Origin of the sequence: Streptomyces flavalbus, assembly GCF_042674625.1 — a bacterium.
Taxonomy (GTDB): domain Bacteria; phylum Actinomycetota; class Actinomycetes; order Streptomycetales; family Streptomycetaceae; genus Streptomyces; species Streptomyces flavalbus.
Genome location: NZ_JBHTEB010000001.1, coordinates 7,780,412 through 7,801,720, shown reverse-complemented (window position 1 = coordinate 7,801,720; position 21,309 = coordinate 7,780,412). Strand labels below are relative to the sequence as shown.

The 21,309-nt window shown below is 71.2% G+C and carries 19 protein-coding genes and 1 pseudogene; 13 read left to right on the top strand and 7 right to left on the bottom strand.

The features are described 5' to 3' along the window. Window positions 1–112: 112 nt before the first annotated feature. Both ACFQZ6_RS34635 and ACFQZ6_RS34630 read left to right on the top strand, forming a co-directional pair. Window positions 113–322 carry a hypothetical protein gene (locus tag ACFQZ6_RS34635; RefSeq protein WP_381617608.1) on the top strand — a complete coding sequence of 70 codons (210 nt, stop codon included), beginning with the start codon at window positions 113–115 and terminating at the stop codon, window positions 320–322. Beyond that, the gene (locus ACFQZ6_RS34630) at window positions 315–1,379 is read left to right on the top strand and encodes a response regulator (RefSeq protein ID WP_381617605.1); all 1,065 of its coding nucleotides are present in this window, start codon (window positions 315–317) and stop codon (window positions 1,377–1,379) included. Before ACFQZ6_RS34635 ends, ACFQZ6_RS34630 begins: the two co-directional genes overlap by 8 nt. 23 nt (window positions 1,380–1,402) lie before the next feature. Here ACFQZ6_RS34630 and ACFQZ6_RS34625 read toward each other — a convergent pair whose 3' ends face one another. Continuing rightward, the gene (locus ACFQZ6_RS34625) at window positions 1,403–1,687 is read right to left on the bottom strand and encodes a BBE domain-containing protein (RefSeq protein ID WP_381617602.1); all 285 of its coding nucleotides are present in this window, start codon (window positions 1,685–1,687) and stop codon (window positions 1,403–1,405) included. Between the two features lie 309 nt (window positions 1,688–1,996). Here ACFQZ6_RS34625 and ACFQZ6_RS34620 point away from each other — a divergent pair, with 309 nt between their 5' ends. After that, complete coding sequence (locus ACFQZ6_RS34620; protein WP_381617599.1) at window positions 1,997–2,392, top strand: hypothetical protein; 396 nt, start codon at window positions 1,997–1,999, stop codon at window positions 2,390–2,392. Between the two features lie 5 nt (window positions 2,393–2,397). Continuing rightward, complete coding sequence (locus ACFQZ6_RS34615) at window positions 2,398–3,066, top strand: nucleotidyl transferase AbiEii/AbiGii toxin family protein (RefSeq protein ID WP_381617596.1); 669 nt, start codon at window positions 2,398–2,400, stop codon at window positions 3,064–3,066. A 65-nt stretch (window positions 3,067–3,131) separates the two neighbouring features. On the opposite strand, the gene ACFQZ6_RS34610 is transcribed toward ACFQZ6_RS34615, so the two are convergent. From ACFQZ6_RS34610 to ACFQZ6_RS34600, 3 genes are all read right to left on the bottom strand, one after another. Beyond that, the gene (locus ACFQZ6_RS34610) at window positions 3,132–3,983 is read right to left on the bottom strand and encodes a PRD domain-containing protein (protein ID WP_381617593.1); all 852 of its coding nucleotides are present in this window, start codon (window positions 3,981–3,983) and stop codon (window positions 3,132–3,134) included. A 99-nt stretch (window positions 3,984–4,082) separates the two neighbouring features. Continuing rightward, window positions 4,083–6,227 carry a glucose PTS transporter subunit IIA gene (locus tag ACFQZ6_RS34605; protein ID WP_381617590.1) on the bottom strand — a complete coding sequence of 715 codons (2,145 nt, stop codon included), beginning with the start codon at window positions 6,225–6,227 and terminating at the stop codon, window positions 4,083–4,085. A gap of 285 nt (window positions 6,228–6,512) precedes the next feature. Beyond that, window positions 6,513–8,141 (bottom strand): carboxylesterase/lipase family protein, encoded by a 1,629-nt coding sequence (locus tag ACFQZ6_RS34600; protein WP_381617587.1) that lies wholly within the window; start codon window positions 8,139–8,141, stop codon window positions 6,513–6,515. Between the two features lie 142 nt (window positions 8,142–8,283). On the opposite strand from ACFQZ6_RS34600, the gene ACFQZ6_RS34595 reads away from it, so the two are divergent. Beyond that, a complete protein-coding gene (locus tag ACFQZ6_RS34595) occupies window positions 8,284–8,859 on the top strand; it encodes a TetR/AcrR family transcriptional regulator (RefSeq protein WP_381617584.1) in 576 nt (191 codons plus the stop codon). A 91-nt stretch (window positions 8,860–8,950) separates the two neighbouring features. On the opposite strand, the gene ACFQZ6_RS34590 is transcribed toward ACFQZ6_RS34595, so the two are convergent. Further along, window positions 8,951–10,171 carry an IS110 family transposase gene (locus ACFQZ6_RS34590; RefSeq protein WP_381617581.1) on the bottom strand — a complete coding sequence of 407 codons (1,221 nt, stop codon included), beginning with the start codon at window positions 10,169–10,171 and terminating at the stop codon, window positions 8,951–8,953. A 291-nt stretch (window positions 10,172–10,462) separates the two neighbouring features. Between ACFQZ6_RS34590 and ACFQZ6_RS34585 the strand changes: the two are divergent. Beyond that, a pseudogene (locus ACFQZ6_RS34585) lies at window positions 10,463–10,878 on the top strand (NAD-dependent DNA ligase LigA); the annotation flags it as partial. A 46-nt stretch (window positions 10,879–10,924) separates the two neighbouring features. Here ACFQZ6_RS34585 and ACFQZ6_RS34580 read toward each other — a convergent pair. Both ACFQZ6_RS34580 and ACFQZ6_RS34575 read right to left on the bottom strand, forming a co-directional pair. Then, the gene (locus tag ACFQZ6_RS34580) at window positions 10,925–12,013 is read right to left on the bottom strand and encodes a hypothetical protein (protein WP_381617578.1); all 1,089 of its coding nucleotides are present in this window, start codon (window positions 12,011–12,013) and stop codon (window positions 10,925–10,927) included. A gap of 1,538 nt (window positions 12,014–13,551) precedes the next feature. Further along, complete coding sequence (locus ACFQZ6_RS34575; protein ID WP_381617575.1) at window positions 13,552–14,196, bottom strand: dihydrofolate reductase family protein; 645 nt, start codon at window positions 14,194–14,196, stop codon at window positions 13,552–13,554. 322 nt (window positions 14,197–14,518) lie between these two features. Here ACFQZ6_RS34575 and ACFQZ6_RS34570 point away from each other — a divergent pair, with 322 nt between their 5' ends. The 7 genes from ACFQZ6_RS34570 (at window position 14,519) to ACFQZ6_RS34540 (ending at window position 21,233) form a co-directional block, all read left to right on the top strand. Continuing rightward, window positions 14,519–15,463, top strand: a complete 945-nt coding sequence (locus tag ACFQZ6_RS34570; protein WP_381617572.1) for a hypothetical protein — start codon at window positions 14,519–14,521, stop codon at window positions 15,461–15,463. Window positions 15,464–15,594: 131 nt separating this feature from the next. Next, the gene (locus ACFQZ6_RS34565; protein WP_381617569.1) at window positions 15,595–16,002 is read left to right on the top strand and encodes a YciI family protein; all 408 of its coding nucleotides are present in this window, start codon (window positions 15,595–15,597) and stop codon (window positions 16,000–16,002) included. An 8-nt stretch (window positions 16,003–16,010) separates the two neighbouring features. Beyond that, window positions 16,011–17,159 carry an RNA polymerase sigma factor gene (locus ACFQZ6_RS34560; protein ID WP_381618891.1) on the top strand — a complete coding sequence of 383 codons (1,149 nt, stop codon included), beginning with the start codon at window positions 16,011–16,013 and terminating at the stop codon, window positions 17,157–17,159. Between the two features lie 201 nt (window positions 17,160–17,360). Then, window positions 17,361–17,972, top strand: coding sequence for a hypothetical protein (locus tag ACFQZ6_RS34555; protein ID WP_381617566.1), 612 nt, complete (start codon window positions 17,361–17,363; stop codon window positions 17,970–17,972). Window positions 17,973–17,989: 17 nt separating this feature from the next. Then, window positions 17,990–18,577 carry a toxin-antitoxin system, toxin component gene (locus ACFQZ6_RS34550; RefSeq protein WP_381617563.1) on the top strand — a complete coding sequence of 196 codons (588 nt, stop codon included), beginning with the start codon at window positions 17,990–17,992 and terminating at the stop codon, window positions 18,575–18,577. Window positions 18,578–18,627: 50 nt separating this feature from the next. Next, window positions 18,628–19,809, top strand: coding sequence for an MAB_1171c family putative transporter (locus ACFQZ6_RS34545; protein ID WP_381617560.1), 1,182 nt, complete (start codon window positions 18,628–18,630; stop codon window positions 19,807–19,809). After that, complete coding sequence (locus ACFQZ6_RS34540) at window positions 19,806–21,233, top strand: NAD(P)/FAD-dependent oxidoreductase (protein WP_381617558.1); 1,428 nt, start codon at window positions 19,806–19,808, stop codon at window positions 21,231–21,233. Before ACFQZ6_RS34545 ends, ACFQZ6_RS34540 begins: the two co-directional genes overlap by 4 nt. The last annotated feature ends 76 nt before the right edge of the window (window positions 21,234–21,309 follow it).

The window sequence follows — 21,309 nt, the reverse complement described above, 5'->3', positions numbered from 1 at the left end:
CGGGTTGGGGACTGCAACACCCCTGGCTTCGCCCATCCTGGTTCTCCGTCCGTAACCGGCCGCAGAGCCAAGCCCTGCCGCAGTGCGGCGGGGCGGAGGAATGGAGAACACCGTGGACCGCCCCCTGCTGTCCCTGAGGTCAGCCCTGATATTCCTGCTCGCCTTACTCACCGGCGGGGCGGCGAGCGGACTGGCGGCAGCCGCCGGGGAAGGCACCGCGCGCAGCGTGCTCGCGGGACTGGCCGCCACAGGACTGGCCGTGCCCTTCTTCAACCGTCTCATCGCCGCCGACGGCGCGGGCACAGAGGAGAGCCGTGGGTGAACTGCGCCCTTTGGGAGACGACCTGAACGACGCGTCGCGGGCGTTGGCTGAGGCGCTGCGTGAGCTCTTCGAGAGCCTGCACCTGTCCGTCCGCCGGTACGCCGCCCGGCGCCGGCTCGATCCGGGCACGGTCACGCGCTACCTGAACGGCACCCGGCTGCCTCCGTGGCAGGTCATCAGTGACCTGTTCGCCGATGTCGCCGAGCACCGCGGGACCGCGGTCACCACCGAGGCCATCGCGCTGGTACGGGGTCTGTACGGGTCGGCCGTGGATGCCGCCTCCTCCCCCGGGCACGCGGTGGAGATACTGGAGCAGCAACTGGCCGACGCCGAGCGCTCCAGCGTCCGCGGCGACGTCCTGGGCGATGCGCTGCTGGACCGCACGCAGCGCATCGCCGACCTGGAGACGCGGCTCAACCAGCTGGAGGCCGACCGCACCGCGGAACGCAAGCGGGCGGACGAGCTGGCGCACGCGCATCCGGACGTCTCCGGCCTGCTCCAGGAGCGCGACGCGCTCCAGCGGGAGGTCGAGCGGCTGGGGGCCGCCCTGTACGAGGCGCAGGCCCAGCGTGCTGCCGCAGAGGGGCGCTGCGATCTGCTCGAACGCCAGCTGGACGCGGTCGAGCAGGCCACGGCGGCGGCGCTGCCGACCGGGCCGCAGGACATGCCCAAGATCCTCATCGTCGATGACCAGCCGGACAACCTGCTGGCGATGACCGCGGTCCTGACGACGCTGGAGCAGGAACTCGTCACGGTCTCCTCCGGCCGGAAGGCCCTCAAGGCACTCCTGGACCACGACGACTTCGCCGTCATCATCATGGACGTGCAGATGCCGGAGATGGACGGCTACGAGACGTGCGCCCACATCAAGCGCCGCCCGCGGACCAGGGACGTCCCCATCATCTTCCTGACCGCGATGGGCACCGGCTCGGAGCACTCGGCCCGCGGGTACGCGGCCGGTGCCGTCGACTACATCAGCAAGCCCTTCGACCCCTGGGCGCTGCGCGCCAAGGTCGCCGTCTTCACCTCCATCTACCTGGAACGGCGTGGCCAGTAGGAGCGAGGCGGGGCGGTGGGCGGTCATCGGGCGGGTTGGCAGGTGACCGCCTGGGGGAGGTTGAACAGCCGCTGTGGGTCGCAGGCCGCCTTGACGTGCTGCGTTCTCGGGTGGTTGGCGCCGTGGTAGGCCGTCTGCTGGTCGGTGGATTCGGGTCCATGCCGTTGGTGTGGCCGCCGGTGCCGAGGTGGGGTGCAGGGTGCCAGGAGGAGTGGTGCCGCACGACGCCGACGGCCGAGCGGTGCGGGAAGGCGGTCGCGCCGGGTGGCCGGTCGGTGACGGCGCCGCCGAGGGCGCCGCTCCCTCATCCCTTTCCTCCCTCCCACTCCCCCAGCGCGCGGCACGCACCGCGCCACACCGGCCTGTTCAGGAGCCCCCGACGAGACGGGACGAGGGACCCATGACCGCCGTACACCAACCTTCGTGCGAACTGAGCCTGGCGGGGCCGCGGTGGCGCAGGAAGGGCACGCCACCCACCCGCGCCAAGCCGCCTTCACAGCCGCTCGCGCCGTACGGAACCGGTGATCACCTTCAGGTGCCAGGAGGAGCGCTCACCCCCCGACGCTGGCCCGCCACACCGGGCCCTCTCCCTGGCTCCGGGCCGCCATAATGGGGACATGGTCTCCAGTTCACAGCACTCCGCGGCCCCGCCGCCAAGCGACCCGTCGGGCGCGGTCGCCGAGGATCTCGTGCTGTACCAGGAGAAGTTCCGGCGGCGCCTGCCTGAGTCTCTGGAGGAGCTGCGCGGGCCGACCCAGGGGGTCGTGGAGCTGCCGCTGCACATGGCCTGGTCGGGAATGACCTCCTACGACCTGGGCAAGCCCCGTCAGCGCATGGGTCTGTACCGCGCCGTCCTGCACGAGGGCCTGCACGATGACCTGCCCCGCTACCTCAACCGGGATCTGCTCCTTGAGCTGTGGCCGGTGCTGCGCACACTCGTCGGCCGGACGGTGCGCACCGTGTGGGAAGACGCCTTCCCCCAGCTCGCCTCCCGTACCCGGGCTGCCGCGTGACGGACATGCCGGAGCTGCACACGCGGCTCCTTGCGGATGTGATCGCCCTCGGCTCCCCCTATCCCCTGGTCCTCACCGGCGGGTATGCCGTGCGGGCGCACCGCCTGGTCAGCCGCCCCAGCCAGGACCTCGACGTCGCCACCGAGAACCCGGCGCCCATGGCCGACATCGCCGCCACGCTCCGCGGCGGCCTTGAAGCCCGGGGCTGGCAGGTGCGGGCGCTGGAGACCGCCCCGTTGTCCGCCCGCTTCACCGTGACCGACCCGGCCACCGGGCAGGAATGCGAGGTCGACATCCTCAAGGAGAACTTCTGGCGGCCGGTCGTCCGGAGTCCCTATGGGCCCGTCCTCGCGGAGGAGGACGTGATCGGCACCAAGGTCCGCGCCCTCGCCGACCGCGGCGCGCCCCGCGACCTGATCGACGTGTTCGCGGCCTCCCGACGCTGGTCCAACGCCGAGCTTGAGGAGTTCGGCCGCCGCCACGCCCGTGGCCGCTTCGAACCCGAGGACCTCCAGGCGAGCCTCACGGGCGCGGAGTGGACCGACGACGAGGCGTTCACCGCCTACGGGCTCGATGACGCCACCATCACCGCGCTCCGCGTCTGGGCCGTGGAGTGGGCCGACGACCTCGCGGCCCGCATCCTTGAGGAAGCCCGTGACCCGGACATCGACTGATCGCGTCCTCTGACCGGGAGGGGTCGGCGCAGGCCCCCGCGAAAAGCACCGCCGCCGTGGCCCTGCTACGTGGCGGTGCCGTGGGCGTCCATCGTCATGCGGGCCACGTGGAGGGCCAGGTAGGAGATCTCGTCGTCGCTCAGTTGCTGGCCCAGGCGTAGTTCGACGATGGTCGCCAGTTGCTGGGCGGTGCGGGTGGCGTCCGGGTAGTGCTGGCGGATGCCCTTGCCGATGGTGGATTCCTGGCCCTTGAGCTGGCGGTGCTGCTGGATGCGTACGAAGAGGTAGCGCACGTGGGTGATGAAGCGTGCCGCGCTCATGGAGGCGTCGGAGACGTCCAGGCCGTAGCGCTCGCGTACCACGGCGAGCATCTGCTGGATGACGCCGGTCATCGTGTAGGTGAAGGACAGGTCGCCGGAGACGAAGCCCGCGTTGACCAGGTGCAGGGCGAGGGCGGTGGCCTCGGAGGGGTCGAGGGCGGGGGTGACGCGTTCGTTGATGGCGCGCAGCAGGCGCTGGGCCTGGGCGTACTCGGTGGCGTAGAGGGTCTGGACCTCGGCGCGCAGCGGGTAGTCGATGACGATGCCGCGGGCGGCGCGTTCCAGTGCGCCGGAGATGTGGTCGGCGACGGCGACGGCGAGGGTGGGGCGGGTGGACCCGCGGTCCTCGATGCCCGCCTCGTGGAGTGCGGTGATGACCGTCTGGAGGGTCTCCTCGCTGATGAGGGCGAGGGCCTCGGCGAGGTGGTCGGGGTCGCGGCCGTCGGCCGGGACGAAGACCTTCTTGATCAGTTCGGGGTCGACGCGCTTGCCCTGGCCGGAGCTGAAGCCGATGCCGCGTCCGGTGAGGATGACCTCCTGGCCCTTCTCGTCACGCGCGAGGACCACATTGTTGTTGAGGACACGCAGCACCTTCACCGCCGTCCCCCCTTCTGTCCGTGCCCCGTCCTGCGTCTGCCGGTCCGGCGCGTCCCCCATGCTAAGGGGCGGTCACGCGCCGGACCGGCAGCGCTCGTGTCACCGTCGTACGGTCACCACGCGGGCGCCAGCGCCCACGTCCTGGCCGGTGTGCGGTTCGACCGCGGTGAGGTCGGCGGTGTTCAGGACCGTCATCAGGGTGACGGTCGGGTGGTTCGCCGCGCGCACCTTGTCGAGGTCGACGTCTGCCAGCGGGTCGCCGGTGGCGATCTGCTGGCCGGGGGTGACGTGGACGTCGAAGCCGTCGCCCTGCATCTGGACCGTGTCGATGCCGATGTGGATGAGTACCTCGACGCCGTCCGCGGTGCGGATGCCGAAGGCGTGGCCGGTGTCCGCGACGGTGATCAGTTCGCCGTCGACGGGGGCGACGACGCGGCCGTCGGCCGGTTCGATGCCGACGCCCTCGCCGAGCGCGCGGGAGGAGAAGACCGGGTCCTCGACGTCGTCGAGGCCGACCACGCGGCCTGCGACCGGGGCGGAGAGGGGGGTGCTTGCTGCGGCTGCGGGGGCGGGGGTGGTGGAACCAGTGGCGGTGGAACCAGTGGCGGTGGCGCCCGCGGCTCCTGCTGCCGCGGCGCCTACGGTGACCAGTTCGCGGTCGTCGGCCGCCTCGGTCTCCGCGGGAGACGCGGGGGCGGTGGCCTCGGCGTGGGCCGCGGCCTCGGCGGCGTCGCGTTCGGCGTTGGCCTGGGCGCGCTCTTCGGGGGTGCGGTAGTCGGAGAAGTAGACGAGCGCCATCGCGGTGACGAAGGCCGCCGTGATCGCGATGAGGTAGACGCCCACCGGGGAGAACACCGGGATGGTCAGCACGGAGGTGAAGGCGAAGGCCTCGGTGTCCACGCCGCCCAGGACGCCGACGATCACGCCGCCGACCAGGCAGCCCACCAGCATCCGGGGGTAGATCCGCTTGAAGCGCAGGTGGATGCCGTACAGCGAGGGCTCGGAGATGCCGCCGAGCAGGCCCGCGGCCAGGGCGCCGGTGGCGGTCTGGCGCATGAGGGGTTCACGGTGGCGGATGGACAGCAGCAGGACGCCCGCGGTGGCGCCGAAGCAGGCGAAGTTCCAGGCGCCCATCGGGCCCTGGATGAAGTCGTAGCCGATGGTGTTGATGTTCTGGAGCATGAGCGCGTTCAGGGGCCAGTGCAGGCCCAGCGGCACCAGGAACGGGTAGAGCAGCGGGATGACGATGGCGAAGACGATCGGGGCGTTGTTGTTCAGCCAGGACAGGCCCTCGCCGATGCCGTTGCCCGCCCAGATGCCCAGGGGGCCGATGAGGAAGGCGGTCACCGGGATCATGATCAACATGCTGAAGAACGGTACGAAGACCAACTGGATGTTCTCGGGGAACACGCGCTGCAGGGCCTTGTAGACCAGGGCGAGCAGGGCGACCATCAGCAGCGGTACGAACACCTGGCCGCCGTAGTCGTTCAGTTGCATCGGCAGTCCGAAGACGTGGGCCACGGACTCCGTGGTGCCGAGCGTGTCGTTGGTGGTGGTGGTGACGCCGGGGATCTTGGAGCCCGCGTTGAGCATCCCGGTGAAGTTGGGGGTCATCACCGCGGCCATCACCGTGGCGCCGACCCAGGGGTCGATCTTCAGCTTCTTGGCCGCGTTGTAGGCGACCATGATCGGCAGGAAGTACAGCACCGAGCGCCACATCGCGTCGACGAAGACCCAGGTGGCGGACTTGTCCTCGGCGCGGAAGTCGACGACGCCGAGGGCGTCGAGGACGGAGGCGATCGCGATAATCAGCGAGGCGCCGAGGAGGACGCCCAGCAGGGGGCGGAAGGAGTCGGAGAGGTACTCGAAGAAGTTGTCGAGCCAGGCGAAGCGGCCCCGGCCCTTGGCGCGGACCGCGGCCTTGACGTCCGCGTCGGACTGCGGGCGGGCCGCGCCGGAGCGGCTCATCGACGGCAGGTTGATGATCTTTGAGTGGACGTTCGCTACGGCGCCGCCGATCACGATCTGGAAGCGGTCCCCGGACTGGGGCACCGTGCCCATGACGCCGTCGAGGGCGTCGAGGGCGGCCTGGTCGACCTTGCTGCCGTCATGGAGCTGGAAACGCAGCCGCGTCGCGCAGTGCGTGAGGCTCTCGATGTTCTCCGGTCCGCCGACGCCGCGGAGGATGTCCTCCGCCAGCGCGTCGAGCCCCGGTACGGGGGTGGTGTTGATGCGTCCCTGCATCTTTGGTTCCTGCCGTCCTGCGTAGGTCCGCGATCTCTCCCGCCCGGATTCAGGCAACAAAAAAGGCCCGGGTCGCGCACGCGGCGCTTCCCAGGCCTTGCCTCTCCTCAGGCGGTCCGCCGCCGTGGCGTCGCGCGGGGCGACGACGGTGACGTCCTCGGAGAGTAACAATCCTGCGATCGAGATCGATCGTTTGTCACTGTAGCACCGGGCCGGGGGCGGGATGGGGCGCGCGCCGGGTGGCCTTCGTCTCAGCTTGCGTGGTCCTCGTCTCAGCCCGGCGGGTCACTCCGCGGGGGTGAGGGTCTTCCAGAAGGTGTAGTGGTGGTCGGCGGCGAAGTCGGTCGGGCCGGTGTGGGCGGAGGACAGGCGCTGGACGTAGGGGTGGTGGGGGGTGAAGCGGGGCCAGGGGGGTGTGGCGGGGGCGCTGGTCTGGCCGGTGCGGGCGAAGTGGGTCCAGTAGGCGGTCACCGTGTCCGACAGGGCGGCCTGGGTGGGGGTGAGGGGCTCGAAGAGGTCGTTGTCGAACAGGTAGGGCAGGTCGGTCATGTGGCCGGTGCCCGGACAGAAGCTCGTCGGCCGGGGGATGCCGCGGAAGTAGGGGGCATCACTCTCGGCGAAGTCGTAGGCGTAGGTGGGGGTGTGGCGGGCCAGGGCGCGCTGGGTGTCCAGGGCCGGGGTCGACCACGCGGAGTCGGTCAGGACGGCGGACAGGGCCGCACCGGGGGCCGGGTAGTCGGTCACGGGGTACTCGGCCAGGACGGCGGGGGCGTGCTCGCCGAACTCGTCGATGACCTTCTGGGTGTATCCGTCGGCCGTCAGCGGGATGCCGGTCATGGTCTCGTCGAGTCCGGCCAGGCCGCTCATCTCGTCGTGGGTGGAGCCGTGCAGGACCGGTACGCGGGTGAAGCGTCCGGCGGCGATCGCCCGGGAGGGGGCCTCGGGCAGGATCTCGCCGTCCACCACCGGGCGGTAGCCGTCGTGTCCGGTGGCCGACGCCTCGATCAGGTCGGCGGTGGACCTGCGGCGCAGGCAGGCGTCGGCGGTGCGCGGGTCGGCGCAGCCCGCGGCCTGGGCGACGGCGCGGCCACTCGCCTGCGCCTGGGCGGGAGTGAAGGAGCCGTCCCCGCCCACGCAGCCCGCGCTGTGCACGATGGCCTTGCTGAACAGGCCGCGGGATGAGGGCGAGACCAGGTGGGCGCAGACGCTGTAGCCGCCGCCCGACTGGCCCATGACCGTGACGTTGCGGGGGTCGCCGCCGAAGGCGCGGGCGTTGCGCTGGACCCAGCGCAACGCGGCCTGCTGGTCCCGCAGGCCGAGGTTGGCCGGGGCGCGCAGGCCGGGGGCGGTGAGGAAACCGAACGCGCCGAGCCGGTAGTTGACCGTCACGACCATCGCGCCCTGCCGTGCGCTGGCCAGCCTCGCCGCGCGGTAGGTGGCGCCGTCGCCGTAGGTGAAGCTGCCGCCGTGGATCCAGACGATGACCGGCAACGGCTGGCCCGCGGGCGTGGTGGCCTGTTCGGCGGGGGTGGTGACGTTGAGGTAGAGGCAGTCCTCGCTGCCGCCGCCGGGGATGGAGATGGGCTGGTCGGTCGGCTGTGCGCAGGCGCTGCGGGGGGTGCGGGCGTCAAGCGGCGTGGTCCAGGGGTGGACCGGCTGGGGTTCCCGCCACCTGCGTTCGCCGGTCGGCGGGGCGGCGTAGGGGATGCCCTGGAAGGTGCGTACCGCGGCGGTGGCCGTGCCCTGGACGGGGCCTTCGGCTGTCATCACCCCTGCGGTGCTGGCCTGTTGGGAGCTGGGGGTTCCGGCGGCGGGGGCCGCCGCGATCAGCGGGGTGGTGAGGGCCGCTAAGGCGGCGGCCAGGGCGAGGGCGTGCGGCCTCTTGGTGTTCGGCTTCGGCTTCTTGGAGGGCATCCGGGCTCCCGGGTGGGTGGGGTCTTCGGTGGTGTCCGGAACCGTAGCCAGGATTTGGGCAGATGCGCAAGGCGTTCGTCTGAGACGAATGCCTGAGGCGTTTGTCTCGCGCGGGTGCGCAGGCTGTTGCTAGGGTCCGGGCATGGGCATGGGAAACCGGGAGAAGCTGCTGGAGGCGGCGCGTCAGTGCCTGTTCGCCAAGGGCTATGAGCGCACGACGGTCCGCGATCTCGCCTCCGCGGCGGGGGTGAGCATGGCGGCGATCGGCTATCACTTCGGTTCGAAGGAGGCGCTGCTGAACCAGGCGCTCTTCGAGGCGCTCGACTCGGGGGGCGGGGCGTTCGGGCCGTCGGCGGGCGGCGGTGATCTCGGTGCGCTGTGGCGGCGGCTGATCGAGGCGTTCTCGGCCAACCAGACCTTCTGGGTCGCCAATCTGGAGACGGTCCTGCGCGCCCAGCGTGATCCTGAGCTGCGTGCGCAGATGGCCGCCGGGATGCGGCAGGGGCGCAGCGGCATGGCGCGCGAGGTCACCGGGGCGGCGGAGGCCGAGCTGTCCGAGGAGACGGTCCGCACGCTTGGCTCGGTGCAACTCGCCCTGGTCAGCGGGCTGATGATGCAGCACCTCACCGATCCGGAGTCGGCGCCCAGCGCGGATGAGGTGCTGGCGGGGCTGCGGGCGCTGGCCGCCCGTCTGCCTGACGAGGAGGAGGGGGACTGACCTGACCGGCTGAAGCCGCGGTTGCCCTCCCCGGCCGTGCCGGGGCGGGGGGTGTTCCGCTGTGCGGGGGCGTTGATGCTCCTATTGCTGGTCAAGCGGTTTGGAGCCAGTCGCGGTAGGCATGGGCGAGGTCGTCGAGTCGGCGGGTTCCGCGTTCGATGTCGGAGATTCTGGTGGGCCAGACGCCGAGGTGCCGTGCGGCGGCCGTGAGGGTGATGTTCTTGGACAGTCGCAGGGGACGCAGGTCGGCGATCTCGGGAACGTGGACCGTGGTGGTCAGGCAGCGGAAGACCTCACGGGCGATGGCTCGTTTCAGCAGCCGGATGATCTCCTTCTTGGTGCGTCCGGCGGCCGTCTGGCGTGCGGTGTACTCGCGGGTGCGGGGATCGCTGCCCATGCGGACCAGGGCGATGCGGTAGAGGGCGGCGTTGGCGGCCCGGTCACCGCCCCGGGAGAGGCGGTGACGGTTGGTTCTACCGCTGGAGGCGGGGACCGGCGCGGCTTCGCAGAGGGCTGCGAAGGAAGCCTCGGTCCGCATGCGTTCGGGGTTGCCTCCTGCCGTGATCAGCAGTTGGGCGGCGGTGTCGGGGCCGATTCCGTGGGCGGCTCGCAGGCCGGGGTTGCCGGCGGTGACCGCGGTGTCCAGGGCCTTGGTCAGGGCTTCATGCTCGGCGGTCAGCTCCTTGACGCGTCGGGCAAGAGTTTTCAGCGCGGTCAGGACCGCGGCGTGGAGGGCGTCTCCAGCCGGCCGCAGCCGGGCCAGGGCATCGGCACGGTCCGTTGATTTCAGCGGGCCGTACTTGGCGCGGATGGCCTCGGGGGCCGAGACAAGGATGCTGCCGATCTGGTTGAGCGCGGCGGTGCGTGCTTTCACCGCGGAGCGGGCGGCGTTGTGCAGGGCGCGTATGCCGGTGACGGTGTCGTCCTTCGGCACGCTGGAGGCCCGTCCGGACAGAGCGGCGCGGGCTGCGGCGTAGGCGTCGATGGGGTCGGACTTGCCGATCCGGCGGCGTTCGGCCTTGTCGGGGCGGTTGACCTCGATGACCTGGTGCCCGCGCAAGCGGGCAGCGCGAGTGAAGCCGGCCCCGTAGGAGGAGGTGCCCTCCACCCCGATCGCCCTCACGCTGCCGTGGGCGTCGAGGAAGGCCAGGGCGGCGGCGTATCCGGCGGGCGTGGTGGTGAACTCGGCGTCGGCGAGTTGGCCGCCGTTGTCGCTGATGACAGCCACATGGAGGGTGTCGGTGTGGGAGTCGACGCCTCCGAACACCTTCTGGTCGGTGCCAGTGGTGTCTTGCGGGGCCTGTGCTGCCATGCTGGTGAACGCCTTCCTAGCCGGAGGTGGCCTCGGCCGGGTGGCTCAGACAGGACATTGAAGGGGCTTCTGGCCAAGCTCCTATCAGGTCATGGTCCGCCCGGCCGGAGCCATGAGAACCAGGCTCCGGCGGCCGGGCAGAACAACGCGAAGACAGCCCAGCAGGGCGCCAGTCAGTGGCAGAGCCACGACCGCCGGAACCCGCGTACGAGTATCAATGTCAGTGGTGGCAGGCAGGATGACGGCATGACCACTCCTGCCGCTGTGATCAGGGATGCCGCCGCCCTCGTGCTGGCCGCCACCGCGCTCGCCGCCCGTTACACCGACGGCCGCCTCAGACAGCTGGTCACGCGCGGGGACGGGGCGGCCGGGGAGGGCGTCTCGCACACGATCGGCACCATCGAGGGGCTGCCGGAGACACTCGCTGAGCCGGTCACCGTGGAGGTGCGCGGCGAAGTCCTCATGACCACCGCGCAGTTCGCGTACGCCAGCCAGGCGCGCACCGCGCACGGCGGGCAGCCGTTCGCCAACCCGCGCGGTCCCTGGCGGGCACCCTGCGCGCCAGGGACCGCGCCTACACGGTGCCGATGACGTTCTTCGGCTACGGCCTGCTGCCCCTGCCCGGCACCCAAGGCCAGCTCGCCGCGCGGCTGGAGGACCTCGCGCACAGCGAACTGATGGCGCGGACGGCCGCGTTCGGGATCGACGGCATCGTCATCAAGGCCGACCGCGCCCGCCGGGCCACGCGTGCGGTCACCACCACGTGGCAGTACACCCGCTCTTCGCGTCGGCGTTGCCCTCACAGAGCTTGACGTCGAGCACGTTGTCCATATCGATCGTAACGTGGGCGGCCGACCCCCGGGGCACCCCGGCCGGTGGCACGTATCGGGTACCAGCGCTGGTGCGCACCGCCAGCACGGACGAGTAGAACGGGCTGCTAGAGCTGGTCACGACCTTCGCCTTCGCGGTCCAGCCCAGCTCAGACTGGTACTTGGTCACGTACCCGGTCGCTCCAGCCCGCGCGGTGGTGACGGCCTTCTCCCCGGTGTAGAGCACGTGGTACTTCGTGACACTGGTCAGGAAGGGGCTCTTGGCGGCGTTTGATCTCGGGTTGTTCGCCAGCCAGGTACCAGCAGGGGGATTGGCGCTGAAGTAGTCGTCGCTGTTGCAGTCGATGTCGTTCTCGGCTGCCTTGGGGCACAGCGTCTTCAGCGGATAGGTGGCAGTGTTCTGGTCGTCGTCGTAGCACATGATGTCCTCGTCGTCCCAGCAGTGGCCCCCGGGCGTGCCGTGCGGAGCGCTCCGGTTCACGGCACCCAGTGTGTGGAGCAGTTCGTGTCCGGCCGCGGGCCAGGTCCAGCAGTTCGTGCCGACCATGGCGTACGAGGGGCCAGACTCGAACGTTCCGTGTGCGGCGTCGCCGCAGCGGGCGGTCTGCACGAAGATCAGGTACTTGCGATCAGTCCTGTCGTATCCCTGCGTCCTCAAGTTCTGCACCACGGAGTCGTACTCCATGATGTTGGTCGTGGAGGAAACGACCACGTTGCCGATGTTGACCGTGCAGTCACTGTTCCGCACGTAGCGGACGTACAGTTCCCCGCCTGTTTTCAGCGCCGACCTGTTGACGGCGTTGCCTATTTCGGTGGCCATCCCCGCGAACTCGTCCGCCATCTCGGCGTAACGGTCGGCGCCCGCAGGGGAGCGGACATAGAGAACCTGGACTTTTTGCGTGCCGCCGTCGTCACCGATGCAGGCGGCGGCCGTGCGCGGCGGTGCCGCAGCGGTGGCGCTGGACAACGGGACGATGGTGCCCACCAGCGCCATCGCCGTGCCGAGCAGCACTGACAGCAATCTCATTCTTCTCATGGGACCCCTTCGACGAATGCGTCGCGGAAGTGATGAGGCCCTGCTCGGCATGTTCCACGGTGGCGACACCTCCCTGTGACGCCCGTGGCAGTTCGGATCAGTTCCGCTGAGAGTGTGCGAGCAGGGCTGGGCTGAGCCGCGCAGGGCGGCTCCACAGGTTCTCTGTCCCCCAAGCGCAGCGCAACGGCTGCCTCCTGTCCCGGACAAGCGCACCACTGTCCGAGCAGGTGCGAGCCCCTGCTCCCGGTGTGTCCCGGACAGGAGACGGCCAAGGGCACCCCGATTCCCCGGCATCGCTGCTCACCGACCGCCATGAGCACCACGGCAGTTCGGGGCCCGATGCTGGATTGGTTGTGGCTCTCCCACAGGGCTGATCGTGCAGCGGGCGGGCAGCTCTGCCTTATATCCCGTGCTGCTGGCCTGCCGAGGCACCGGGGCACGCGGCCCCCAACGGCTCCCTGGACACGGCCCAGCTGGCTCAGCTCCGAGCACGCCGCCCGTCCCGGGCGGCTGGTCTTCCCCGACGTCACCTCACCCAGCGATCTGGGAGCAGCAGAACCGATGCGTCGACGCAGCCTCGGCGGGAGCAGGAGAGGGCACGGCTCATGGGGATGCGGGACGTATGGGTGCGGGCACAGCGCATTGTCTACAACAGCCGGACCGTGCGGGCAGACACGATCACGCAAGTCGAGTGGGAGCGCCGGTCGTCCCCGTACCTGACCGCTTGTCGTCAAGAGCGGCGACGAGGTCCACCATCAGGTACGCCCCTACAGGCCAGGGGCCGAGCCACTCACCGAAAAGGACGGCCACCGCACTGGCTGACGGGCAGCTGTCCGCCATGGCCAAGACCGCGGCTGTCCCGGGCACCCGCGAACTTCGGCGCTACGCGCCCCCGATCCGAGGATGCGTTTCCCTCCCCGGCTAAAGCCGGGGATACCCACGCGAGTTCGGGGATGGCGGACTCCGACCCGCAGGGCCACTTCGCCTACTTCCTCAAGCGGCTGAGCGGGCGCGGTCTGGCGTACGCGCACGTCCTGGAGGGCGACATGTCGACGAAGAGCGCCCGGGTCGACTACCGGGCGCTGCGGGCGCGGTTCGACGGGGTGTACATCGCCAACAACGGCTACGACCTGCCGCGCGCCCAGGCGGCGGTGCGCGGCGGGCACGCCGACCTGGTCGCCTTCGGCGTGCCGTTCCTGGCCAACCCGGACCTGGTCCGCCGCTACCGGGAGGGCCTGCCGGTCGGCGAGGCGGACCCGGCCACGTTCTACGGCGGAGGGGAGGCCGGGTACACCGACTACCCGTTCCATCCGGGCGGCGGGGACGGGGCGGCGGGGACGGGGCGGCGGGCCGGGCGGGCGGCCTGGCGGGGGCGCCTGCCCTGGTGGACATGCCGCCGGTGGGGGGCTGACGCGGGGGGGGCGGCCCCGCTGGCCCCGCTGCCACGGCCCGGGCCGCGCGGGGCGGGCCGGGGCCGCGCGGGGCGGGCCGGGGCCGGGAGGGGCCGCCTCGTGTCACCGGCGCCAGAACAGGTGGTGGGTCACGCCGCTCGGGCTGGGGACGGTCTCCAGGTGGAACCGGTCGAGGAGTTCCTCCGGGGACCGCCACAGCCGCAGTCCGGAGCCGAGCCGTACCGGGGAGACCGCCACGTGCAGGGTGTCGACGAGGTCGGCGTCCAGGAACTGCCGGATGGTGGTGACGCCGCCGCCGAGGCGGACGTCCTTGCCGCTGGCCGCCTCGCGGGCCTGTGTGAGGACGGTGGCCGGGTCGCCGCCGGTGAAGTGGAAGGTGGTCTCGCCGAGCGTGAACGAGGGGCGGGGGTGGTGGGTCATGACGAACACCGGTGTGCGGAAGGGGGGTTCCTCGCCCCACCAGCCGCGCCAGTCGTGGTCCTGCCAGGGGCCGCGCTGGGGGCCGAACTTGTTGCGGCCCATGATCTCGGCGCCGATGTGGTGGGTGAAGTCCCGGGTGAAGTAGTCGTCCAGGCCCCGGCTGCCGCCGGGGTCCGTGCGCATCGGCCAGCTCGCCGTGGCCCCGGCCCAGGCGAACAGCCGCTCGGGGCGGACGTGGCCGAACGGCCGCTCCAGGCTCTGGTCCGCACCGGCGGCGACGCCGTCGCTGGAGACGCAGAAGTTCATCACTTTCAGCAGTTGGTCCACGGTGTTGTCCCCTCCGGGTTCCGTCGCGTCCTGGTGCGGCGGGGTGCGCCGCACACCCTGACGTCGATCGGGCGGGGCCCGGATCGACACCGGGCCGCGGCCCTTTTTCCCGAGGCCACCTCGGGGTGGGGTGCCGGGGGGACGGGCGCTGGCGCTCTGCGCGGAATAAATTTGACAGGAAAACTAATAGCGGCTGCAAAAAAGAGGTTATGGGTGTTTCTTTGTTGCCGTTTTACGTGCGGGGCGGCCGGGTTGCGGGGAGAGGGAGTCCGTGCGGAGCCTGGTATGAAGAGGTTTTTTCGGCGAGAAGCGGGTGAGTGGAATGCCGAATTGGAGCAATGTCGTTTCCGTCCCCGGCTGGTTCGGCTGGGAGGACCAGGGCGCCGGAGTCGCCGTCGGGAACATCCGGGGTACGGGTGACTCGGACGTGCTGGTCTTCCACGTCGACAATCCCGGCGGGGAGAACCACGGCTACTACCGCATCGGCTGGAACATCCAGGGCGATGCCACGGTGGCTGGCGGGTGGACGGACGTCAAGGCGGTGCCGGGCTGGTTCGGCTGGGAGGACCAGGGCGCCGGAGTGGCGCTGGGAGACATCAACGGCAGCGGGAAGCAGGACCTGTTCGTCTTCCACGTCGACAATCCCGGCGGGGAGAACCACGGCTACTACCGCATCGGCTGGGACCTCAACGCCAACGGCGACGTCTCCGGCTGGAGCGACATCAAAGCCGTCCCCGGCTGGTTCGGCTGGGAGAACCAGGGCGCCGGTATCGCGCTCGGGGACATCAACGGAAACGGAAAGCAGGATCTGCTCGTCTTCCACGTCGACAACCCCGGCGGAGAGAACCACGGCTACTACCGCATCGGCTGGGACCTCAACGCCAACGGCGACGTCTCCGGCTGGAGCGACATCAAAGCCGTCCCCGGCTGGTTCGGCTGGGAGAACCAGGGCGCCGGGGTGGCGCTGGGGAACATCAACGGAAACGGTATGCGCGACCTGATGGTCTTCCACGTCGACAACCCCGGCGGGGACAACCACGGCTACTACCGCATCGGCTGGGACCTCAACGCCAACGGCGACGTCTCCGGCTGGAGCGACGTCCGGCCGGTTCCCGGCTGGTTCGGGTGGGAGAACCAGGGCGCTGACGTCGCCCTGTGGGACATCCGCGGGGACGGCAACTCGGACATGCTGATCTTCCACGTCGACAATCCGGCCGGGGACAACCACGGCTTCTACCGGATCGGCTGGGATCTGGAGCCCGCCTAGGGGCCCCGGGGGGGGCGGTCCCGTCCGGGAAAAAATTGTCGGGCGGGGATGTCGAGAACGCGCATCCGGCTCCGTCCTTGGGGTGAGCGGCGGTCACAATGGCCGCCACGAGCCCTCAAGGAGAGCCCACGATGGCCAAGTACCTGCTGCTGAAGCACTACCGCGGCGCCCCGGACCCGGTCAACAACGTGCCGATGGACCAGTGGACGCCGCAGGAGATCGCGGCGCACGTGCAGTACATGCACGACTTCGCCGCCGAGCTGGAGAAGACCGGCGAGTTCGTCGACGGGCAGGCGCTCGCCCCGGAGGGGGCCTGGGTCCGCTACGACGGTGAGGGGCGCCCGCCGGTCACCGACGGGCCGTTCGCGGAGACCAAGGACCTCATCGCCGGGTGGATGATCATCGACGTCGACGGCTACGACCGCGCCGTGGAACTGGCCGGGCGGCTGTCGGCGGCCCCCGGCGCGGGCGGCAGGCCGATCCACGAGTGGCTGGAGGTGCGCCCGTTCCTGGCCGCGCCCCCCACCATCACCGAGTGAACGCGCCCATGGACGAGGTTCTCCTCAGGAGCCTCACCCCGGGCGTGCTCACCGTCCTCGTCCGCCGCGGAGCCGACTTCGCGGCGGCCGAGGACGCCGTCCAGGACGCCCTGGTCGAGGCGCTGCGGGTGTGGCCGGACGCGCCGCCGAGGGATGCCAAGGGCTGGCTGGTCACCGTGGCCTGGCGCAAGTTCCTCGACCAGCGGCGCGCGGACGCCGCCCGCCGCAGGCGCGAGGACCGCCTGGAGGAGGAGCCCGCGCCGGGGCCCGCGCCCGCCGCCGACGACACCCTCCAGCTGTACTTCCTGTGCGCCCACCCCTTGCTGACGCCCGCCTCGGCCGTCGCGCTCACCCTGCGCGCGGTCGGCGGGCTCACCACCCGGCAGATCGCCGACGCCTACCTGGTGCCCGAGGCGACCATGGCGCAGCGCATCAGCCGGGCCAAGCGGACCGTCTCCGGGGTGCGCTTCGAGCGACCCGGCGACGTCGCCACCGTGCTGCGGGTGCTCTACCTCGTCTTCAACGAGGGCTACTCGGGCGACGTCGACCTCGCCGCCGAGGCCATCCGGCTCACCCGGCAGCTCGCCGCCCGCGTCGACCACCCCGAGGTGGCCGGGCTGCTCGCCCTGATGCTGCTCCACCACGCCCGGCGCGCCGCCCGCACCACCGCCGACGGCAGCCTGGTGCCGCTCGCCGAGCAGGACCGCTCCCGCTGGGACACCGCGCTGATCGCCGAGGGCGTCGCCGTCCTGCAACGGGCCCTGGCCCGCGACCAGTTGGGCGAGTTCCAGGCACAGGCGGCCATCGCCGCCCTGCACGCGGACGCGCCCCGCGCCGCCGAGACCGACTGGGTGCAGATCGTCCAGTGGTACGACGAACTGCTGCGGCTGACCGACAGCGGCGTCGTCCGGCTCAACCGCGCCGTCGCCGTCGGGCAGGCCGACGGACCGCGCGCCGGGCTCGCGGAACTCGCCAGGCTGGACCCCGCGCTGCCCCGGCACACCGCGGCGGCGGCCTACCTCCACGAACACGACGGCGACCTGGCGACCGCGGCCCGGCTGTACGCGCAGGCGGCGCACCGGGCCGCGAACCTCGCCGAACGCGACCACCTCACCCGCCAGGCGGCGCGGCTGAACACGGGCCAGGATGCCCGGTGACGGGTCGGTGATGACGTAGTCACCGCACCAGGACAGGGCCCGCCGGTTCCGCCGGGGCGTGCCGCTGCGGCAACGGTCGAGAGGTGCGGTCAACGTTCGTTGAACGTAGGGGGAGGGACCCGCTAGGGTGCCATGCGCACGCACATCCTGTCGCTGCTCACCCCTGGGGACGCATCAGTGGACTCTGCCCCACCGCTGCACGTGACGCTCGAGCGTCTCGGAACGCTGACGGCCGAGCGGGGCATCGATCGGTCGGAACTGCTCGACCCCGGCGAACTGGCCGCCAGAACAGCCCTCCCGCTCCGGACGGTCCGGGCGCTCCTGCGCGGGGAGGCGCCGCCCGAGGACACGGTCAACGAGCGGGTACGGGCGCGGATCCACGCCCTGGCGAGCGCCCATCTGGAGCGTACCGGGCAGCGCATGTCCGACCTCGTCGGCAGCATTTCGCGGGAGCTGGGTGTCTCCGCCTACTGGGCCCGGCAGGTCTGTTCCGGTCAGAAGGTTCCCAGCGTGGAACTCCTGCACGGCCTGGTGGGGTTCTTCCGCGTCGAGGGGGGAGAGGCGTTCTTCACCGCGCCCGCCGACGAGGCTGTCAACCGTGTTCTGATGCCCGTCGTCGCCGCGCTCCAGCGGACATCGGACCGTGCGGAAGCGTCAGGTGACCCGCTGGCCGCCGCCGGGCTGTCGGGGTACGGCGACGTGCGCGGCGTCGCGCTGCGCAAGGCCGGGCGCCTTCCGCCGGAACGGTGGAAGGTACTCAACGCCACCCTGGAGGCGTTGCTGGAGCTCGACGAGAGGGAGGGCGAGCGGTGACGGCCGGAGCCCGGTCCATGAGGCGTCTCCGTGCCCGATTACTCGCCGCGCTGGAGACACCCGACCGCGATGAGGATCTCATCCCCGCGGTCGGCAGGGCGATCGAGCGGGTGCGGGGACGGCCGGTGCGGCTGTGCGCGGTGGCGTTCCCGCCCGAGACGGCCAGCGGGGTGTGGATCGACCGCACCCAGTCCGACATCCTCGCCTATGAGCGGCACACCGACCCGGGACACCAGTTGGTGATCATCGGGCACGAGGCGTGGCACATGTTCCAGGGGCACTGCTCTTCGCTCACCGCGCACGGATCGGTCGCCACCCGGGCGAAGGACAGCGCGGACACGGCCCTGCGGGACCTGCTGGAGGTGCTGGCGGCCACCGAGGTGCCCGGCGCCGCCGGGCCAGCGGACCGGACCGCGCCCCGGCTACACATCGCCATGAGGGCCGACGCAGGCACCCACCGTGAGGAGGACGAGGCGGAGTTCTTCGGCGTCCGCTTCGCGACGAGCGTGCAGGCGGCTCTCCTGGCGTCCCGCTCCTCGGCGGACACGGACAACCTGGCGGGCCGTATCCAGGCTTCCATGGCCCACCGCATCCGGCGGTCCTGACCCGTTCCCTCACCCCACACCACACACGAGACCGCGAGGAGTTGCGCAGGGTGGACCAAGGGACCGACAGCACGGCGTTCTACATCTGCGGAACCCTGCTGCTCGTCATCTGCCTGGTGAAGGTGCCCGCCCTCTTCCACCGGTGGCACGACATGCTGCTGCGCGCGGCCTGCCTGCTGCTCTTCGCCGGGGCGCTGATCTTCTTCTTCGCCGCGCCGGAGTCCATCGCCGCGATCAACGACCTCACCGGCGTACCCAACTTCGCGGCGCCCGTGGCGTACTCGGCCATGATCGCCTTCTCCGGCGCAAGCCTCCTGCTGATCATCAACTGGCGGCCCGCGCCACCCGAGCGGACCCGCCGCGCCTCACGCATCTGCATCACGGTCTACGGCCTCCTGATCGTCGCCGTCATCGTGCTGTTCTGGGCGGGCGAGGCACCGGTGGAGCAACTGACCCTGTTCGACGGCTACTACGCCAGCACGCCCTACATCCGGGAGATGATCCTCACCTACCTGCTGGCGCAGTGCGCGGCCACGCTCGCCACCAGCGTCCTGTGCTGGCGGTGGTCCTCGCAGGTCCACGGCTCCCTGCGCGCCGGTCTGTGGCTCCTGGGTCCTTGCTACCTGCTGCACGTCTGCTACGACGTCACCAAGCTGGTCGCCATCGTCGGCATCTGGCGGGGCCATGACTGGTACTTCCTCATCGACCAGGTCGCCCCGCAGTTCGCCGCGCCGTCCGCGCTGCTGGGCGTCACCGGATTCGCCGTGCCCCTGGTCGGCCCGCGGATCGCGGAACACACCCGTTCGCTGCGGCGGCTGCGCCAGCTCGCCCCGCTCTGGCGCGAACTCCAGGAGGTCCCGACACCGGGAGCCCTGAGGCTGCCGTGGTGGACCGCGCCGACCGTCCGCCTGACCTGGCGGCAGACCAGCATCTTCGACGCGCTGCTCGCCTTGTCCCCCCTCCTGGACACCCTGGTGCGCGACGAGGCGTACCAGGCCGCTCTGGCCGCGGGGGACGACGAGGACGGCGCGGCTGTCGCCGCGGACGCGGCCATGATCGTCGCTGCCAGCGCACAGCGGCGGCGAGGCACCGCCGAGGGTGTCAGGCCGCCTGTCGCGGCGCAGCCCTGGGGCCCCCATGACCTGGTCCCGCTGTCGCGGGCCGTCGTCTCCCCCGTCGTCGCCCGTTTCCGTCAGTACCCCAGTGCTCCCGCAGAAAGTAACGCATCATGACCGAGCCGTCGCAGGCGCCGAACACCCGGGCCGTCATCATCGGAGGCAGCCTCGCTGGCATGTTGGCCGCGGCCGCCGTCAGGGACCATGTCACCGACGTGGTGATCGTCGACGCCCACGAGATACCCGTCGGGCCCGAGCCACGCCCCGGGGTGCCGCAGGCGGCGCACCTGCACGTCCTGGTCTCCGGGGGCGCCGAGGCTGTCCACGAGCTGCTGCCGGGTGCGGTCGGGCAGTTGCTGGGGTCGGGCGCCAACCGGGTGCCCATGACCACAAACATGGTCATGCACTCCCCCGAGGGCTGGTACCGCCGCTGGCGGCGTGACAGCCACTACCTGATCGCCGCCAGCCGCGACCTGTTCGACTCGGTCGTCCGCCAGCACGTCCTGAAGGACTCCAAGGTCACCGTCCGGTCCCCCGCCAAGGCCACCGGTCTCGTGGGCTCGGCTGACCGCGTCACCGGCGTGCGTCTGCACGGCGCCGACGGCGAGGAGAGCGAACTCGCCGCGGACCTCGTCATCGACGCCTCCGGCCGGGCCTCCCGCACCCCGCGGTGGCTCGCCGCGCTGGGCGTCACCCACCTCAGCGAGGACGTCGTCGACGCGGGCTACGCCTACGCCAGCCGCGTGTACCGCGCCCCTGTTCCCACGCACAACTGGCCCGTGATCAACCTGCAGGCCGACCCGCGCCGTCCCGGCCCGGCGAGGGCGGGCGGCATCCTGCCCATCGAGGACGGCCGCTGGCACGTCAGCCTGATGGGCACCCCGGGCGGCCACCCTCCCCGCGACCCGGCTGGCTTCGACGCGTTCGCCCGCACCCTCAGGCACCCCCTGGTGGCCGACCTGATCGCCCAGGCCGAGCCGCTCACCGGCATCACCGTCACCCACACCACGGCCAACCGGCGGTACTACTACGAGCGTCTGCGCACCTGGCCCGACGGTCTCGTCGCCCTCGGAGACGCCGTCGCCGCGTTCAACCCCGTCTACGGCCACGGCATGTCCGTCGCCGCCCTCGGCGCCCTCGCCCTGCGCACCCAGCTGTCCCGCCACGGCCTCGGCAGCGGCCTGGCCCGGCGAGCGCAGCGCGCCATCGCCCAGCCCGTCGACCTCGCCTGGACCCTCGCCACCGGCCAGGACATCCACTACGCCACCACCCAGGGCAGGACCGCCGGGATGCTCGACCGGCTCCTGCACCGCTACGTCAGCCGACTGTCCCACACGGCGACCGGCTCCTACCACGTCGCCACCGCCCTGACCGACGTCCTGACCCTCCAGTCCCCGGGCACCTCCCTGCTGCGCCCCAGCGTCCTGGCCGCGGCCCTGCTCGGCCCAGGGCGCCCCCCGCTCAACGCCCCCACCTTCACCCCGGCGGAACGCCGCCTTCTGGCCGCGGCGGACATCTCCCTGCCCTCGGCCACCGGATAGTCCTGCCCCCGGGCAGCGGCCAACCGGCCACGGCAGCATCGAATCAACGATAGTTGAGCGGCTGGAATCAATCGTT

What these genes read in the sequence shown, in the direction of transcription:
- ACFQZ6_RS34625 (WP_381617602.1), bottom strand. Translation starts at nt 1,687, where the DNA reads ATGAGGGAGCGGCGCCCTCGGCGGCGCCGTCACCGACCGGCCACCCGG.
- ACFQZ6_RS34540 (WP_381617558.1), top strand. Translation starts at nt 19,806, where the DNA reads ATGACCGAGCCGTCGCAGGCGCCGAACACCCGGGCCGTCATCATCGGA.
- ACFQZ6_RS34570 (WP_381617572.1), top strand. Translation starts at nt 14,519, where the DNA reads ATGCCGAATTGGAGCAATGTCGTTTCCGTCCCCGGCTGGTTCGGCTGG.
- ACFQZ6_RS34615 (WP_381617596.1), top strand. Translation starts at nt 2,398, where the DNA reads ATGCCGGAGCTGCACACGCGGCTCCTTGCGGATGTGATCGCCCTCGGC.
- ACFQZ6_RS34605 (WP_381617590.1), bottom strand. Translation starts at nt 6,227, where the DNA reads ATGCAGGGACGCATCAACACCACCCCCGTACCGGGGCTCGACGCGCTG.
- ACFQZ6_RS34620 (WP_381617599.1), top strand. Translation starts at nt 1,997, where the DNA reads ATGGTCTCCAGTTCACAGCACTCCGCGGCCCCGCCGCCAAGCGACCCG.
- ACFQZ6_RS34590 (WP_381617581.1), bottom strand. Translation starts at nt 10,171, where the DNA reads ATGGCAGCACAGGCCCCGCAAGACACCACTGGCACCGACCAGAAGGTG.
- ACFQZ6_RS34595 (WP_381617584.1), top strand. Translation starts at nt 8,284, where the DNA reads ATGGGCATGGGAAACCGGGAGAAGCTGCTGGAGGCGGCGCGTCAGTGC.
- ACFQZ6_RS34550 (WP_381617563.1), top strand. Translation starts at nt 17,990, where the DNA reads ATGAGGCGTCTCCGTGCCCGATTACTCGCCGCGCTGGAGACACCCGAC.
- ACFQZ6_RS34600 (WP_381617587.1), bottom strand. Translation starts at nt 8,141, where the DNA reads ATGCCCTCCAAGAAGCCGAAGCCGAACACCAAGAGGCCGCACGCCCTC.
- ACFQZ6_RS34560 (WP_381618891.1), top strand. Translation starts at nt 16,011, where the DNA reads ATGGACGAGGTTCTCCTCAGGAGCCTCACCCCGGGCGTGCTCACCGTC.
- ACFQZ6_RS34565 (WP_381617569.1), top strand. Translation starts at nt 15,595, where the DNA reads ATGGCCAAGTACCTGCTGCTGAAGCACTACCGCGGCGCCCCGGACCCG.